Origin of the sequence: Frateuria sp., assembly GCF_035695185.1 — a bacterium.
In the GTDB taxonomy this organism is placed as follows: Bacteria; Pseudomonadota; Gammaproteobacteria; order Xanthomonadales; family Rhodanobacteraceae; genus Frateuria_A.
In genome coordinates this window covers 1-13,354 of record NZ_DASSES010000111.1, presented here as the reverse complement: position 1 = coordinate 13,354, position 13,354 = coordinate 1, and the positions used below count along the sequence as shown (strand labels likewise).

The 13,354-nt window shown below is 70.6% G+C and carries 17 protein-coding genes and 1 pseudogene; 3 read left to right on the top strand and 15 right to left on the bottom strand.

Going from position 1 to position 13,354, the window contains the following annotated elements; translation table 11 throughout:
- Positions 1-43: 43 nt before the first annotated feature.
- Positions 44-820: a ZIP family metal transporter gene (locus VFH59_RS09140; RefSeq protein WP_325164577.1), complete on the bottom strand. Its 777-nt coding sequence runs from the start codon at positions 818-820 to the stop codon at positions 44-46.
- Positions 821-990: 170 nt separating this feature from the next.
- Here VFH59_RS09140 and VFH59_RS09135 point away from each other — a divergent pair, with 170 nt between their 5' ends.
- Positions 991-1,446: a VOC family protein gene (locus tag VFH59_RS09135; RefSeq protein ID WP_325164576.1), complete on the top strand. Its 456-nt coding sequence runs from the start codon at positions 991-993 to the stop codon at positions 1,444-1,446.
- A 19-nt stretch (positions 1,447-1,465) separates the two neighbouring features.
- On the opposite strand, the gene VFH59_RS09130 is transcribed toward VFH59_RS09135, so the two are convergent.
- The 3 genes from VFH59_RS09130 to VFH59_RS09120 form a co-directional block, all read right to left on the bottom strand.
- Complete coding sequence (locus tag VFH59_RS09130) at positions 1,466-2,485, bottom strand: YheT family hydrolase (RefSeq protein WP_325164575.1); 1,020 nt, start codon at positions 2,483-2,485, stop codon at positions 1,466-1,468.
- Positions 2,482-3,276, bottom strand: a complete 795-nt coding sequence (locus tag VFH59_RS09125) for a lysophospholipid acyltransferase family protein (protein WP_325164574.1) — start codon at positions 3,274-3,276, stop codon at positions 2,482-2,484. Before VFH59_RS09125 ends, VFH59_RS09130 begins: the two co-directional genes overlap by 4 nt.
- A gap of 112 nt (positions 3,277-3,388) precedes the next feature.
- A complete protein-coding gene (locus tag VFH59_RS09120) occupies positions 3,389-3,865 on the bottom strand; it encodes an Lrp/AsnC family transcriptional regulator (RefSeq protein ID WP_325164573.1) in 477 nt (158 codons plus the stop codon).
- A 137-nt stretch (positions 3,866-4,002) separates the two neighbouring features.
- On the opposite strand from VFH59_RS09120, the gene phhA reads away from it, so the two are divergent.
- Positions 4,003-4,899, top strand: a complete 897-nt coding sequence (phhA, locus tag VFH59_RS09115) for a phenylalanine 4-monooxygenase (protein ID WP_325164572.1) — start codon at positions 4,003-4,005, stop codon at positions 4,897-4,899.
- Positions 4,900-4,957: 58 nt separating this feature from the next.
- Here the strand turns inward: phhA and VFH59_RS09110 are convergent, their stop codons facing one another.
- The 11 genes from VFH59_RS09110 to VFH59_RS09060 all read right to left on the bottom strand — a co-directional run bounded on the left by VFH59_RS09110 (position 4,958) and on the right by VFH59_RS09060 (position 12,605).
- On the bottom strand, positions 4,958-5,602 hold the full coding sequence (locus tag VFH59_RS09110; RefSeq protein WP_325164571.1) for a GDSL-type esterase/lipase family protein: 645 nt from the start codon (positions 5,600-5,602) through the stop codon (positions 4,958-4,960).
- A gap of 76 nt (positions 5,603-5,678) precedes the next feature.
- Positions 5,679-6,365, bottom strand: a complete 687-nt coding sequence (locus VFH59_RS09105; protein ID WP_325164570.1) for an RES family NAD+ phosphorylase — start codon at positions 6,363-6,365, stop codon at positions 5,679-5,681.
- A 100-nt stretch (positions 6,366-6,465) separates the two neighbouring features.
- Positions 6,466-6,858 carry an MbcA/ParS/Xre antitoxin family protein gene (locus tag VFH59_RS09100; protein WP_325164569.1) on the bottom strand — a complete coding sequence of 131 codons (393 nt, stop codon included), beginning with the start codon at positions 6,856-6,858 and terminating at the stop codon, positions 6,466-6,468.
- A gap of 138 nt (positions 6,859-6,996) precedes the next feature.
- Complete coding sequence (locus tag VFH59_RS09095; RefSeq protein WP_325164592.1) at positions 6,997-8,715, bottom strand: DUF885 domain-containing protein; 1,719 nt, start codon at positions 8,713-8,715, stop codon at positions 6,997-6,999.
- A gap of 185 nt (positions 8,716-8,900) precedes the next feature.
- Positions 8,901-9,602: a YafY family protein gene (locus VFH59_RS09090; RefSeq protein ID WP_325164568.1), complete on the bottom strand. Its 702-nt coding sequence runs from the start codon at positions 9,600-9,602 to the stop codon at positions 8,901-8,903.
- Between the two features lie 57 nt (positions 9,603-9,659).
- On the bottom strand, positions 9,660-10,286 hold the full coding sequence (locus tag VFH59_RS09085) for a glutathione S-transferase family protein (protein WP_325164567.1): 627 nt from the start codon (positions 10,284-10,286) through the stop codon (positions 9,660-9,662).
- The gene (locus VFH59_RS09080; protein WP_325164566.1) at positions 10,283-10,672 is read right to left on the bottom strand and encodes a VOC family protein; all 390 of its coding nucleotides are present in this window, start codon (positions 10,670-10,672) and stop codon (positions 10,283-10,285) included. The genes VFH59_RS09085 and VFH59_RS09080 overlap by 4 nt, the downstream gene beginning before the upstream one ends.
- Positions 10,673-10,682: 10 nt before the next feature.
- On the bottom strand, positions 10,683-11,087 hold the full coding sequence (locus tag VFH59_RS09075) for a GFA family protein (protein ID WP_325164565.1): 405 nt from the start codon (positions 11,085-11,087) through the stop codon (positions 10,683-10,685).
- Positions 11,084-11,824, bottom strand: coding sequence for an NIPSNAP family protein (locus VFH59_RS09070; protein WP_325164564.1), 741 nt, complete (start codon positions 11,822-11,824; stop codon positions 11,084-11,086). The genes VFH59_RS09075 and VFH59_RS09070 overlap by 4 nt, the downstream gene beginning before the upstream one ends.
- Positions 11,821-11,985 carry a hypothetical protein gene (locus VFH59_RS09065; RefSeq protein ID WP_325164563.1) on the bottom strand — a complete coding sequence of 55 codons (165 nt, stop codon included), beginning with the start codon at positions 11,983-11,985 and terminating at the stop codon, positions 11,821-11,823. The genes VFH59_RS09070 and VFH59_RS09065 overlap by 4 nt, the downstream gene beginning before the upstream one ends.
- Before the next feature lie 11 nt (positions 11,986-11,996).
- On the bottom strand, positions 11,997-12,605 hold the full coding sequence (locus tag VFH59_RS09060) for a DJ-1/PfpI family protein (RefSeq protein WP_325164562.1): 609 nt from the start codon (positions 12,603-12,605) through the stop codon (positions 11,997-11,999).
- A gap of 204 nt (positions 12,606-12,809) precedes the next feature.
- Between VFH59_RS09060 and VFH59_RS09055 the strand changes: the two are divergent.
- A pseudogene (locus VFH59_RS09055) lies at positions 12,810-13,354 on the top strand (fructose-bisphosphatase class I); the annotation flags it as partial.

Here is a 13,354-nt window from a genome sequence, read left to right as displayed (position 1 = left end):
TGCCAGTCCACCGCGATCCGGTGGGCTGGCACGACCACCGCGCTCAGCCGAACGCGGTGTCCAGCAGCATCATCAGCACGAACCCCACCATCAGCCCGCCGGTGGCGAAGTGCTCGTGCCCCTGCCGGTGCGACTCGGGGATGATCTCGTGGCTGACCACGAACAGCATCGCCCCGGCCGCGAAGCCCAGGCCGACCGGCAGCGACATCGGGTAGTCGATCACCACGCCGGCACCGACCAGCGCGCCGATCGGTTCGATCAGCCCCGAGGCCATGCCCACCGACACCGCCCAGCGCCGGCCGTAGCCGGCCGCCATCAGCGCGACCGCCACCACCAGCCCTTCGGGCAGGTCCTGGATCGCGATCCCGGTGGCCAGCGCCACGCCGTGCGCGATCCCCGGCCCGAAGCCCACGCCGATCGCCAGGCCTTCCGGCAGGTTGTGCAGGCAGATGGCGAAGACGAACAGCCAGGCGCGCTTGAGCCGCAGCGAGGAATGCCCCTCCGGTCCCTTGATGAAGTGCTCGTGCGGCAGCACGCGCTCGAGCAGGACCAGCGCCGCGGCGCCGAGCAGGATCGCCACGCCGACCAGCGCGCCGGCGGCCCACGGGCCCTGCCCCTGGCGCTGCGCCTCGTGAATGCCCGGCAGTGCCAGCGAGAACGCGCTGGCCGCGAGCATCACCCCGGCCCCGAAGCCGAACATGGTGTCCTGCGTGCGCTGGTCGAGCTCCCGGGCGAACAGCGCCGGCACGGTGCCCAGCGCGGTGGCGGCGGCACCGGCGGCGCCGCCCAGGCCGGCGGCGAGGACGGGCGTCAGGCTCATGCGCGGGTCCCGCGTGCGGGTGGGTGCATTGCAGGCATGCGGTCACGGGCGCCTGGTCGGGTGGCCAGCATCGCGGACGCCCGGCGCTGGCGGCGTGAACGGCGAGCCGTTGATCGTTCGCGCCGCACCGCCCATGCTGGGTGGCCCTTCCTCTCCCCGAGAACGCCTGCATGGCCAGCCTGCCGCCCTTCCACCTCGCCTTCCCGGTCACCTCGCTAGCCAAGGCGCGCGCCTTCTACGGCGGGCTGCTCGGCTGCCCGGAAGGCCGCTCCAGCGAGGACTGGGTCGACTTCGATTTCCACGGCCACCAGATCGTGGCGCACCTGGCGCCGGAGGAAGCGCGCCCGGCCAGCGCCCACGAGGTGGACGGCGACGCCGTGCCGGTGCGCCATTTCGGGCTGGTCCTGCCGATGCCCGAATGGCAGGCGCTGGCCGACCGGCTGCGCGCGGCCGGCACGCGCTTCGTCATCGAGCCGCATATCCGTTTCCGCGGCCAGCCGGGCGAGCAGGCCACCATGTTCCTGCTCGACCCGTGCGGCAACGCGCTGGAGTTCAAGGCGTTCGCCGACCTGTCGCGGCTGTTCGCGAAGCAGGCCTCCTCCACCACGCCTGGCGCAGCGAGGTGACGGCAGCCGCGGAGGCCGCCTACGGGGATACGGTGGCCATGGCGATGGCGTCGAAACGCGCGGCGATGTAGTCGTCGGTGAAGCTGACCATGTCGGCGCCGCGGATGAAGCCGCAGTGCCCGCCGTACTCGGCGATGTCCAGCTCGATGCCTGGCGGCAGCTGCAACTGCTCGAACGCACCGACCGGGATCACCGGGTCGTCGCGCGCGGTGAGGATGGTGGCCGGGATGGCCATGCCGGCGAGCGCGTCGCGCGCCACCGAATAGCCGTCCAGGTAGGCCTCCAGCGAACCGAAGTCGGTGTGCCTGAGTACCAGCGCCTCGGTCAACCCGCGCAGGCTCTGCTTCAGTTCCGCCAGCTCGAAGTACTGGCGCTGCGGGAAGGCCTGCTGCTTGGCTTTCAGCGACTGCCGCCACTTGCGCATGAAATACGCCTGGTAGAACCACGGCGCGCTCTGTTCGAGCGAGAACAGGCCTTCGCCCGGATCGATGATCGGGCACACCGCGAGCGCGTAGTCGAGCGGGATGCCCGCGGCCGGGGCGCGCAGCGCCGCACGCAGCGCGAAGTTGCCACCCAGCGAGAAGCCCGCCAGCGCGGTCACCGGCCGCGGCCAGCGGCGCACGATGTCCCCGAGCGCATGCACCACCTCGTCGATGCGGCAGGAATGGAACAACGCCTCGTTGAGGTGGTGGCTTTCGCCGTGGTCGCGGAAATTGAGCCGGAACACGTCCCAACCGTCGCGCAGCAGGCGGCTGCCGGTCTGCAGCACGTAGGTGGAATCGACGCTGCCTTCCCAGCCGTGGAACAGCACCGCCAGGCCGCGCGACTCACCGCCCGTGCGCTGTGCGGTGAATGCGCCGGTCAGGCGCACGCCCTCGCCTCCGTCGACCAGCACCGGCTCGGCACCCGTGAGCACCTCGCGCGCGCTGTGCGGCAGCAACCGGCGCCGCACGCCGCTGGAGGACAGCATGGTCTGCAGGTGGCCGCTGGTCAGCGGCCAGGGGGGACGGAAATCCTTTCCGCGCGGCAGGGTGTTCATGCGTGCGCGTCGTCCAGCGCCGAGCCGATGCGCTCGCGCGACAGCTCGGCCATGCGCCGGCGCGCGTCGGGCATCGCCGGCACCGGGGTCAGGAAGTGCACCTCGGCATCCAGCGGCGCCTCGCCGAGCATGCGCAGCAAGTTGCCCATGAAGTGCTCGCCCTCGCGGAAGCCGGCGTCGATCACCCGCCTGCCGTTGCGCGCGAATCGCAGCGCCACCGGCTGCACCGGCACCTGCGCATCGAGCGCGGCCTGGAAGATCCGCGCGTGGAATACCTTCAGCACGCCGTTGTGGCCGGTGCCGCCCTCGGGGAACACCGCCACCGAGCGACCGCCGCGCAGGCGCTCGACCATCGCCTGCATCACCGCCGCCAGCGAGTGGTTGCTGCCGCGCCGGTGGAAGATGGTGCCGCCATTGGCGGCCAGCCAGCCGACCAGCGGCCAGCCCGCGATCTCCGCCTTGGCCACGAAGCAGGCGGCGCGCTGGCTGTGCAGCAGCTCGATGTCGATCAACGAGGTGTGGTTGGCGACGAACAGCACCGGGTCGGGCAGCGGCTTGCCGATGCGCACCGAACGCAAGCCGAAGATGCGCATCAGCACGGTCGACCACCAGCGAATCATGCGGTGCGCGAACGGCTCGCGGCCATGGACCATCACCCGGTGCCGGTTCCAGCTCAGGATCAGCGCACACAGCAGGATGCCGAGCAGGATATGCAGCAGCAGCAGCGGCACCCGCCACAGGTAGCGCACGGGTCGCCAGGGATCGGGGGCGGGGGTCGAGGCGGTATCCATGAGCCGGTTAGTTTAGCGTTTTCGTCGCCACTGCCGCGCATCGCGGCAGCGTGGACCGCCTGGGCCGGGCTTCACCCGCCGGGGCGGCGGCGGGCTGGAGTCCCCGGCGGTCTCAGGTCTCCAGCTGCCCCAGCGGCAACGAAGGCGAGCGCTTGACCGTGCGCAGCACGAAGCTGGAGTTGGCATCGGCCACGCCGGCGCCGTTGAGCAACCGGTCCAGCAGGAAGCGCGAGAAATGCGGCAGGTCGGCCACGTACACGTGCAGCAGGTAATCCATGTCGCCGGTCAGCGCGTGGCAGGCGACCACTTCCTCCCAGCCCTCGACTTTCTCGACGAAGCGTTCGATCGCGTCGGCCTCGTGCCGTGCCAGTTGCACGCGCACGAACGCCTGCAGGCCCAGCCCCACCGCCTGCGGGTCGACCTGCGCGGCATAGCCGGTGACGATGCCCTCCGCCTCCAGGCGCTGCAGCCGGCGCAGGCAGGCCGAGGGCGACAGGCTCACCCGCTCGGCCAGTTCGGCGTTGGTGATGCGCCCTTCCCCCTGCAACACGCCGAGCAGGCGCAGGTCGGTGCGATCGAGCTTGGACATGGGGGCTTGCTCCGCGTTTTAGCCATTCGGCGCAAGGATGATGCGCCTGCTCACAGGGTTCTCACAACAAACGCAACCCTCATGCGGCCAGCGCGGCGTATTCTTGAGCCTTGAAAGTGCCGAACCCGGAGTCCCCCATGGAAACCGCCACGCCCCGCAAAGTCGAACACCAGCAGACCGACCGCGGCTACGTGCCGGTCTACGCCACCGGTGTGGTCGAGCAGCCCTGGTCCAGCTACACGCGGACCGACCACGAGGTATGGGACACGCTGTTCAAGCGCCAGTGCGAGATGCTGCCGGGGCGCGCCTGCCAGGAATTCCTCGATGGCGTGGCCAGGTTCGGCCTGGGCGACGGCGGCATCCCGAAGTTCGCCGACCTCAACCGGGTACTCGGCAAGACCACCGGGTGGGAGCTGGTCGCGGTCGAGGGGCTGTTGCCGGACGAGGTGTTCTTCGACCACCTGGCCAACCGTCGCTTCCCGGTGAGCTGGTGGATCCGCAAGCCCGACCAGCTCGACTACCTGTCCGAGCCGGACCTGTTCCACGACCTGTTCGGCCACGTGCCGCTGCTGCTCAATCCGGTCTTCGCCGACTACATGCAGGCCTACGGCCGCGGCGGCATGAAGGCGCACGCGATCGGCCCCGAGGCGCTGATGAACCTCACCCGCCTGTACTGGTACACGGTGGAGTTCGGACTGATCGACACGCCCGAGGGGATGCGCATCTACGGCGCCGGCATCGTCAGCTCCAAGGGCGAGTCGGTCTACAGCCTGGACTCGGCCGCGCCCAACCGCATCGGTTTCGACCTCGAGCGGGTGATGAACACGCGCTACCGGATCGATACCTACCAGCAGACCTATTTCGTGATCGACAGCTTCGAGCGGCTGTTCGAGGCGACCTTGCCGGACTTCACGCCGATCTACGCGCGCCTGCGCGGGAAGACGCCGCATGCCGCCGCGGACGTGCTGGACGCCACCGACCGGGTGTTCCATCACGGCAGCCATGAGGGCTTTGCCACCGACGCCGACACCTGAGACGACCGGCCGGGTGCAGCCGTGCCGCGACGCCAGGGCGGTCGGCACGGCTGCACTCCTACGACAGGCCCCGCTGCGCGAGCCAGCTGCGCACCACGCCGGTCCACAGCGCATAGCCGTCGGCATTGAGGTGCAGCCCGTCGTCGTCGAACCAGCGCGGGTCGGCCTCGCCGTCGGCGCCGAGCATCGGCGTGTGGACGTCCAGGTAATCCACGCCGCGCGCCTCCGCGCAGGCGCGGATCAGGCGGTTGGCCGCGCGGATCTGCGGCAACTGGCGGCGCCTCGACAGGTTGGGCTTGATCGACAGGTAGGCCAGCGGCACCGGCCCCGCCCAGCGGCGGGCCTGGGTGACGAAGGCGCCGAAGGCATCGCGCACCTGCTCGGGTGCCTTGCCGTCCGCCAGGTCGTTGCCACCGGCATACATCACGATGGCCCGCGGCCGGTAGGGACCGATCAGCTGCTCGGCGAAGAACACGCTGTCGGCGATTTCCGACCCGCCGAAGCCGCGGTTGATCGTGGGCAGCCTGGGGAAATCGGCCGCCAGCGTGTGCCACAGGCGGATCGAGGAGCTGCCGACGAACAGCACCGCGTCGGCCGGTGGCGGCTGCAGCCGGTCGACCGCCGCGAACGCGGCGATCTCGCTTTGCCATTCGAGAAATTCACCGGCGTCGCCGCCGGAGGGGGAGCTGCCCGGGTCGAACATGCCACTTCCGCACCGAAACCAGGGGCCATCCTGGGCCACCGCCGATCAATGCCGCGTGGGCGGGCTCGAGTACGGCCTAGGGGCGCTTGAGCTCGCTCACCTGCAGCACCTGCGCGATGCGCGTGCCGTCCCAGCGGTAGATGAAGTGCTGTGCCTGCACGCAGGCTGCCACCACGTCCGGGTAGAACGCCGCCACGCACTCGCCGCCGGCGTGCCGGGCGCTGTCGTAGACGATCCCGTTGGAGCCGGCCGCGCGCAACGCGCGGGCCAGCGCCACGCTGGCCGCATAGTCGTCCGGGTCGTGGGCGGCCGGCCAGCCGCCGCGCAGGTCGTGCAGCTTGCAGTCGATACTGGTGCGGTAGCAGCGCATCTCGATCTCGCAGGGCGGCTCCGCGGTCGCGGCGAGGAACCGCTCGCGGTGGTAGACCGTTTCCTCCACCGCCGTGGCCACGCTGTGCGCTGCATAGAACACGCCCCAGCTGCCGTCGGAGAAACGGCTGCCTTCCGGGTTGAGATGGGTGAAGGCGGCCATCACCGGCGTGCTGCCGGGTCCACCGATGCGCCGCTCCGGCGGCACCAGCTTCAGGGCGCCGACTTCCTCGCGCAGGCGCGGGTTGGTCATCGCCTCGATCGCGAACAGCGCATCCAGGTCGGCCGGGTCGGCGATGCGGTCGAACACGCCCACCGGCGGGAAGCGGCTGGGCACGATGCGGTACGCATGGCTCCAGCGGATGCGTCTCAGCGGTGGCAGGTCGGCAGGCATGCAGGCTCCTGGGTGTGCGTCCACCGCGGCTTGCGCGGGGAGGAGCCAAGCATGGCAGCCGGAGATCTCGCCGGGCGCGACCGGCGTCTCCGTGCGGGGCTCAGCCGCGTTGTGCATCCAGGTATTGGCGCACCACGTAGAGGTCGCCGACGTTGCCCGAGAGCATGCGCTCGAGCGCCGAATGGCCGCCGAACAGCGGCGCCTGGTTGGGCTTGCGCAGCCAGGCGTCGGCCTGGGCCGGGTCGGGGAACAGGATCTGCAGCGATTTCCAGATCCCCAGCAGGTAGCTGATGCGTTCGATCACGTCGCGACCGGGGTTGCCCTGCTGGTCGCGCTTCCACTTGAAGAAGGTCGACTCGGCGGGGTCGCCGAGCAGGCGGCGTTGTTCGGCGATGCGCAGTTTCCAGTGCTCGGCCAGGCGGAAGAAGGAGCGCAGCGCGGGGCCGCCAAGGTCGCCTGCGGGGGCCTGTTCGGGGCGTGGATGGGCCAGCATGCGTGACTCTCCTTTTGGAGTTCGAAGGCATTTTACTTCAAATGTGCAGTGCGTCGCAACGCGGGCACACCGCTGGCGCGGACCTCTGTGCGACCGCCGTCGCCCCGGTCGCAACAGGAACGCTCCCGCCACCACCCGTCATTTGCAGTCGCAGCCGTAGTCCGGTGCCGGGCCACCCTCGGCGATGAACCGGTCGATGCGCTGCTCCAGCACCGGCAGCGGCACCGACCCCAGCTGCAGCACGGTGTCGTGGAAGTGGCGCAGGTCGAACTTGCTGCCCAGCGCGTGCTCGGCCTTGCCGCGCAGCTGGCGGATCTTCAGGTAGCCCAGCTCATAGGACAGCGCCTGTCCCGGCCAGCTGATGTAGCGGTCCACCTCGTTGGCGATCTCGCGCGCCGACAGCGCGGTGTTCTGCGTCAGGTAGTCGATCGCCTGGCTGCGGGTCCAGCCCAGGTGGTGGATGCCGGTGTCGACCACCAGCCGGCAGGCGCGCCACATCTGGTAGGTGAGGTAGCCGAAGCGCTGGTAGGGCGTCTGGTAGATGCCCATCTCGTTGCCCAGGTACTCCGAGTACAACCCCCAACCCTCGCCGAAGGCGGAGATGTAGCCCTCACGCCGGAACGCGGGCTGGCCCTTCTGCTCGGCGGCCAGCTCCAGCTGCAATGCATGCCCGGGGTAGGACTCGTGCAGGGTCAGCGCCGGCATGTTGAACAGCGGGCGCGACGGCAGGTCGTAGGTGTTGACCAGGTAGGCGTCCGCGCCGCCACGGCCGGAGGTGTAGTACGGCGCGATGTCGGCCGGCACCGGCACGATGGCGAAGCGCGCGCGCGGCAGATGGCCGAAGAAGCGGCCCAGCTGGCCGTCCACCTGCTTGGCGACCCAGGCGGTCCGGCGCAGCAGTTCCTGCGGGGTCTTGGCGTAGAACTGCGGGTCGGTGCGCAGGAAGTCGAGGAACGCGGGGAAGTCGCCCTTGAAGCCGCTGTCCTTCATGGTCTGGAGCATCTGCGCATGGATCTTCGCCACCTGCTCCAGCCCGATCCGGTGGATCGTGTCGGGATCCAGGTCCAGCGTGGTGTATTCGCGGATCTGCTGGCGGTAGAACGCCTTGCCGTCCGGCAATGCCTCGGCCGCCAGCGTGGTACGCGCGTGCGGCACGTAGGTCCGGCGGAAGAAGGCCAGCAGCTTGCCGTAGGCCGGAATGACCTCGTCGCGGATGCGCCGCAGCGCCTCGCCCTGCAGTGCCTGCGCCTGCTCGGCGGGGATCGCGTCGGGCATGTGCTTGAATGGCTCGTAGAAGCTGCTGGCGGTGGGGTCCTTCAGGTCCGCCACGGCCGCGATCGAAACGTCGCGCCCGTCCAGCACCGCGCGCGGCACCGAAAAGCCGCGCGCCAGGCCCAGCCGCATGTTGGCGATCTGCTGGTCGAAGTACGCGGGGATCTGCGCCAGCCGGTCGAGATAGCGGCGGTAGTCGGCGCCCGTGCGCAGGTGCTCGCCGTCCAGCTGATAGCCGATGTCGCTCCAGAACGCCGAGTCGCTGTTGAACGGCATCTGCCAGGTCCTGAAGCGCTGGTCGGCGAGCAGGTTGGCGATCTGCGCGTGGTAGATGGCGTAGTTGACCTGGTTGGCCGGCGAGAGCTGGGCCGGGTCCAGCGCGTCGAGCCGGGCCAGCACGCGCTGCCATCGCTCCAGGCGCCGCTGCTGGCTGGCCGCGTCGACGTTGTCCAGCCGGCCGTCGTCCGGTTGCGTCTCGCCCGAGGCACTGACGTCGCCCTGCCCGGTGCGCCAGGCCCATTCGTGGGTGTAGATCGCCTTGAAGGCGTCGTCGGCGTCGTTGGCATGCACGGCCGGGGCAAGCATCAGGCCCGCGGCCAGCAGGCCGCCCAGCAGGTGGTTCATCGGAGGCTCCTTGCGAGGGGAGCGGTGATCATCGCAAAGATGCGGGGGCCATGGAGTGCCCGCCTGGCCTGCCATGGCATCGGCTTCGTTGGACGCGCGACCGGCATGGCCCGCCATCGCCCACGGATGTGCTGCCTGCGCCCCGGCTAGAGGCCGGCGTAGTAGCCGCGCATGGCGTCCAGGTAGGCGTCCAGGTTGCGTCCCTCGCCGGTGGCGAAGCGCTCGCCCGTCTCGTCGAGCCGGTCGATGCGGTCGGGGCGGAAATTCCGGAACGCGCCGCGCAGGCGGCACCAGCTGCCGAGCGTCCACTTGCCGCCCCAGAACGCCAGGCACAGCGGCTCGACGTCGCGCGTGCTGGCCTGCCCCGCCTCGTCGCGGTAGACCAGCCGCAGCACCAGCTGCGCCTCGATCGCCGCATGCAGGCGATCGATCCGCGCGGCGAAGGCGGTGCTGTATTCGTCACGCCATACCGGCGCGTAGATACGCGTGCGCGCGGCGCGCTCACGCAGCTCCGGCGGCAACACCGCCTCGATCTTCATCAGCGCCGCCTGCGCGCCCTCGGCCAGGCGCTCCCCGGCGAAGGCGCGCACGAAGCGCGTGCCGACCACCAGCGATTCGAGTTCCTCGGCGGTGAACATCAGCGGCGGGATGTCCGCGCCCTTGCGCAGCACGTAGCCCACGCCCGCTTCGCCCTCGATCGGCACGCCGGAGAGCTGCAGGTCGGCCACGTCGCGGTAGACGGTGCGCAGCGAGACGCCCAGCGTCTCGGCAAGCGCGCGCGCCTGCAGCGCGGTGCGGCGCCCGCGCAGGGCGTGGATGATGAGGAACAGGCGGTCGGCGCGGCGCATGCGCGCATGATCGCCGAGGCCCGGCGCGCGGGCCAGTGCGCCACCGGCCGCCGCCGCTCAGCTCTGGCTGGCGAGGAACTGCGCATCCCTGGCCTCGGCCCGCTGCATCGCGGGGCGCGCACGCACGCGGTCGATGTACGCACGCAGCGGCGGCAGCTCGGGTACCAGCTTGAACATGGTGGTCCAGTGCAGCGCCGTGCCCCACAGCACATCGGCGGCGCTGAAGCGCTCGCCGAGCAGCCAGGGTCCGGGGGTGAGCTGGGTGACGATGGCATCCAGCACCTCCTGCCAGGTGCCGTAGGGCGAGGTCGCATGCGGGGCCGGCTCACGCTGCATCGAGTGGTCGACCAGCGCCGGCTCGAAGCACGCGCCGTAGAACACCATCCAGCGCAGGTACGGCCCGCGCAGCGGATCGCCGATCGGGGGCGCCAGGCCCTGCTCCGGGTACAGGTCGGCCAGGTACATCATCACCGCCGGCTGCTCGGTGACCATCGCGCCCTCGTGCCGGATCGCCGGCACCTTGCCCAACGGATTGAGCGCGAGATAGGCCGGATCGCGTTGCGTGCCCGCCTTGAGGTCGAGCAGGTGCAGGTCGTACGCCACGCCCAGTTCCTCGAGCAACGCCAGCGTGCCGCGCGAGCGTGACTGCGGCGCATGGAAGAAAGTGACCCTGGGCGGACTCATGCCTGCGTCTCCTCGGCCTCGTGGCAGACCGCTTCGAGGTTGTGCCCGTCCGGGCCGATCACGAAGGCGCCGTAGTAGTGGTCGTGGTACTGCGGGCGCAAGCCGGGCGCGCCGTTGTCGCGCGCACCGGCCGCCAGCGCGGCGCGGTGGAAGGCGTCGACCTGCGCGCGGTCGGCGGCCGCGAAGGCGATGTGCAGCGGCGTCGGCGCGTGGTCGGCGCGGGTCAGCCAGAGTTCCTGCTCGCCCCGGTGGCCCCGGCCGGCGGCCAGGCCCGCGGCGTCCGGATAGCTCTTCACCACCGCGATGCCGAGCGGTGCCAGCGCCTGTTCGTAGAAGCGGCGCGCTTCTTCCAGCTCGGTAACGGGCAGGCCCAGATGATCGAACATGGGATCGCTCCTAGAGGTAGCCGATCACGGCCGGCGGGTTCGTCCAGTTGTCGTGGCGACCGTCGAAATAGCGCACCGGTGCCTCGGCCATCTCCTGCGGGCTGGCATCGTCAAGGCAGGCCAGGTTGACGCTGACGAAGTCGCCGCCCAGTGGTTCCAGATGGCCGGTGCCGAAAGGCTGGATGCCGCAGTGCCGGCAGAAGCGGTAATGCATGCTGTGCGTGCCGAACTGGTAGTCCGCCAGCGCCGCGTCGCCTTCCAGCAGCCGGAAGGCGTCCGGCCGGACGATCACACCCCAGCGGCGCGTCTTGCTGCAGATCGAGCAGTTGCAGCGGCCGGTGCCGGCGGACAGGTCGATATCGGCGGTAAAGCGCACGGCGCCGCAGTGGCAACTGCCGTGGTAGGCCTTGTTCATGCGTGCTCCCCGGTGGGCGTGGCGGACGCCGGCGTGCCGCGCAACAGCGAGCGCGGCGTGGGCGCCAGGCGCAGGGTTTCGGGTACCGCGTCCAGCCGCTGGAGCCAGGCGCTGGCGGCTGGATCGACGGCCGCCGCGGCCTGAACCCGCGCCTGTGTCGCCGCATCGGCGAACGCGGCAAACCAGACGAATACGCTCTCGCCCTCGCGCACCGGCAGGCGCGGGTAGGTGTTGCGCGCGGGCTCGGTGACGAACTGCGCCAGCACGGGCGCACCGAGCCGCTCCAGCACGGGCCGCACCTGCGTGTCGAAGCTGCGTGCCAGCGCCGCGATCTCGGTGGGCGGCACGGGGCAGATCGTGGCGCTCAACAGACCCGCCGGCGCGCGTTCGCCGGGCGAAGGGCGATGCACGCGGCCCAGCGCGAAAGGCTGGGTCGGCCGCAGCAACAGCACGTCGTCCGAATCGAGCATGGTGGCGTTGGCCGCCTCGCGGTGGGCGCGCCAGACCGGGCCGTCGTAGAACGCGGCCAGCGCCGCGGCGCGCGTGGCCATGTCCGGGAAACTGCGCAGCCAGATGAAGCGGTCCGGATCGTCGAGGTCGCGGAACTGACCCGGCAGGCCCATGCCGAGCGCTTCCTGTGGCTCGACGAACTCGCGCTCGAACAGCTCCACCAGCCGCTCGCGCTGGCCGGGGCACAGCGTGTACTGGCGCAGTTCGAAAACAGTGTGTGTGCTCATGGCCGACGTCCGAAAAGCGTGGCGACCAGCGCCAGAACGGTCATCCGCCGGCGCAGCCGGTCGCCGGGAGCCGGCGGCAGCGGATGCGCTCCTTCCACCAGCCGGTTGCGCCCGGCCAGCGGGCGATAGGCGTCGGCGAGGCGATGCAGGATGGGATGCATGGTCGCCCTCCTCACGCCGCCGCCGCTTCGCCGACGCACCACGGCGGCAGCTGGGCGTGCTTGAACAGGCGGTACCAGTGCTCGCGGTCGGTCGCGCCGTAGAGGTCCAGCGTGCGGATCACCTCGCGCGCGAACTCCACGCTGCCCAGATGGCTGGCGGTGATCGTGCCGCCGTCGCTGACCGCGAGCAGCGAGGCGTCGTACTGCGCGCTGCCGGCATAGCCGGGGACCTGCGTGTCGATGTGCCCGGCCCAGTTGCCGGTGTGCCGGCAGCGGTCGAGCAGGCCGGCCCGGGCCAGCGCCAGCACGCCGCTGTCGATGCCGGCCACGACCGAGCCCGCGCCATGCAGCTGGCGCAGTGCGGCGACCGCCGAGGCGCCCTCGCCGCGTTGCCACAGGTGCCCGCCGGGCACGATGGTGAGTGCCGCGCGCGCGAAATCCAGCTCGGCCAGGCTCAACTCCGGCTGCACCGCCAGGCCGCCCATCGAGCGTACCGGTGCGCGGGTAAACCCTACCGTGGCCACTTGCCAGTCGCCTGGCCGGCGCACCTCGCACAGCGCCAGCGCCGCCTGCCAATCCGCAAATCCGTCGAACACCAGGAAATAGACCGTGTCGCGCATCGCCTTCGCCTCCGTTGCAAGGTGCACAGGATGGGCGGGGGCTGCTGCCAGCGTGATGTCAGTAGAGGGCGGTGCCCGACCACTTCCCGAGGGCCGTTCGCCGCCGTCCCGCGGCTGACGCCGGGGGCGCCGGTCCATGGCGCGCCGTAACGCCATTCACGCGCACCCCGTAAAATGCCCGCTCCCTTCCGCCACGGACCCGCCATGAAGCCTGTCTCGCTGATCCAGTTCCTGATCGAGGAACGCCGCGCCGGCCACATCAACGCCGAGCTGTCGCTGTTGATCGAGGTGGTCACGCGCGCCTGCAAGCGCATCGCGGTGGCGACCAGCAAGGGCGCGCTGGGCGGCGTGCTGGGCAATGCCGGCAGCCCGGGGGCGTTGAGCATGAACGTGCAGGGCGAGGCGCAGAAGAAGCTGGACGTGATCTCCAACGAGATCCTGCTCGAGGCCAATGCCTGGGGCGGCCACCTGGCCGCTTGCGCCTCGGAGGAGATGGAAGACCCGCAGCCGATCCCGGACATGTACCCGAAGGGCAACCACCTGCTGCTGTTCGATCCGCTGGACGGGTCGTCCAACATCGACGTCAACATCTCCGTCGGCACGATCTTCTCGGTGCTGCGATGCCCCGATGGCGTGACCGAACCGAAGGTCGGGGACTTCCTGCAGCCGGGCACGCAGCAGCTGGCCGCCGGCTACGTGGTGTACGGCCCGGCCACCCTGCTGGTGCTGACCTTCGGCCACGGCACGCA

Excerpts from the sequence above, each read along its gene's own strand:
- VFH59_RS09140 (WP_325164577.1), bottom strand. The coding sequence starts at position 820 with ATGAGCCTGACGCCCGTCCTCGCCGCCGGCCTGGGCGGCGCCGCCGGT.
- VFH59_RS09135 (WP_325164576.1), top strand. The coding sequence starts at position 991 with ATGGCCAGCCTGCCGCCCTTCCACCTCGCCTTCCCGGTCACCTCGCTA.
- VFH59_RS09130 (WP_325164575.1), bottom strand. The coding sequence starts at position 2,485 with ATGAACACCCTGCCGCGCGGAAAGGATTTCCGTCCCCCCTGGCCGCTG.
- VFH59_RS09125 (WP_325164574.1), bottom strand. The coding sequence starts at position 3,276 with ATGGATACCGCCTCGACCCCCGCCCCCGATCCCTGGCGACCCGTGCGC.
- VFH59_RS09120 (WP_325164573.1), bottom strand. The coding sequence starts at position 3,865 with ATGTCCAAGCTCGATCGCACCGACCTGCGCCTGCTCGGCGTGTTGCAG.
- phhA (WP_325164572.1), top strand. The coding sequence starts at position 4,003 with ATGGAAACCGCCACGCCCCGCAAAGTCGAACACCAGCAGACCGACCGC.
- VFH59_RS09110 (WP_325164571.1), bottom strand. The coding sequence starts at position 5,602 with ATGTTCGACCCGGGCAGCTCCCCCTCCGGCGGCGACGCCGGTGAATTT.
- VFH59_RS09105 (WP_325164570.1), bottom strand. The coding sequence starts at position 6,365 with ATGCCTGCCGACCTGCCACCGCTGAGACGCATCCGCTGGAGCCATGCG.
- VFH59_RS09100 (WP_325164569.1), bottom strand. The coding sequence starts at position 6,858 with ATGCTGGCCCATCCACGCCCCGAACAGGCCCCCGCAGGCGACCTTGGC.
- VFH59_RS09095 (WP_325164592.1), bottom strand. The coding sequence starts at position 8,715 with ATGCTTGCCCCGGCCGTGCATGCCAACGACGCCGACGACGCCTTCAAG.
- VFH59_RS09090 (WP_325164568.1), bottom strand. The coding sequence starts at position 9,602 with ATGCGCCGCGCCGACCGCCTGTTCCTCATCATCCACGCCCTGCGCGGG.
- VFH59_RS09085 (WP_325164567.1), bottom strand. The coding sequence starts at position 10,286 with ATGAGTCCGCCCAGGGTCACTTTCTTCCATGCGCCGCAGTCACGCTCG.
- VFH59_RS09080 (WP_325164566.1), bottom strand. The coding sequence starts at position 10,672 with ATGTTCGATCATCTGGGCCTGCCCGTTACCGAGCTGGAAGAAGCGCGC.
- VFH59_RS09075 (WP_325164565.1), bottom strand. The coding sequence starts at position 11,087 with ATGAACAAGGCCTACCACGGCAGTTGCCACTGCGGCGCCGTGCGCTTT.
- VFH59_RS09070 (WP_325164564.1), bottom strand. The coding sequence starts at position 11,824 with ATGAGCACACACACTGTTTTCGAACTGCGCCAGTACACGCTGTGCCCC.
- VFH59_RS09065 (WP_325164563.1), bottom strand. The coding sequence starts at position 11,985 with ATGCATCCCATCCTGCATCGCCTCGCCGACGCCTATCGCCCGCTGGCC.
- VFH59_RS09060 (WP_325164562.1), bottom strand. The coding sequence starts at position 12,605 with ATGCGCGACACGGTCTATTTCCTGGTGTTCGACGGATTTGCGGATTGG.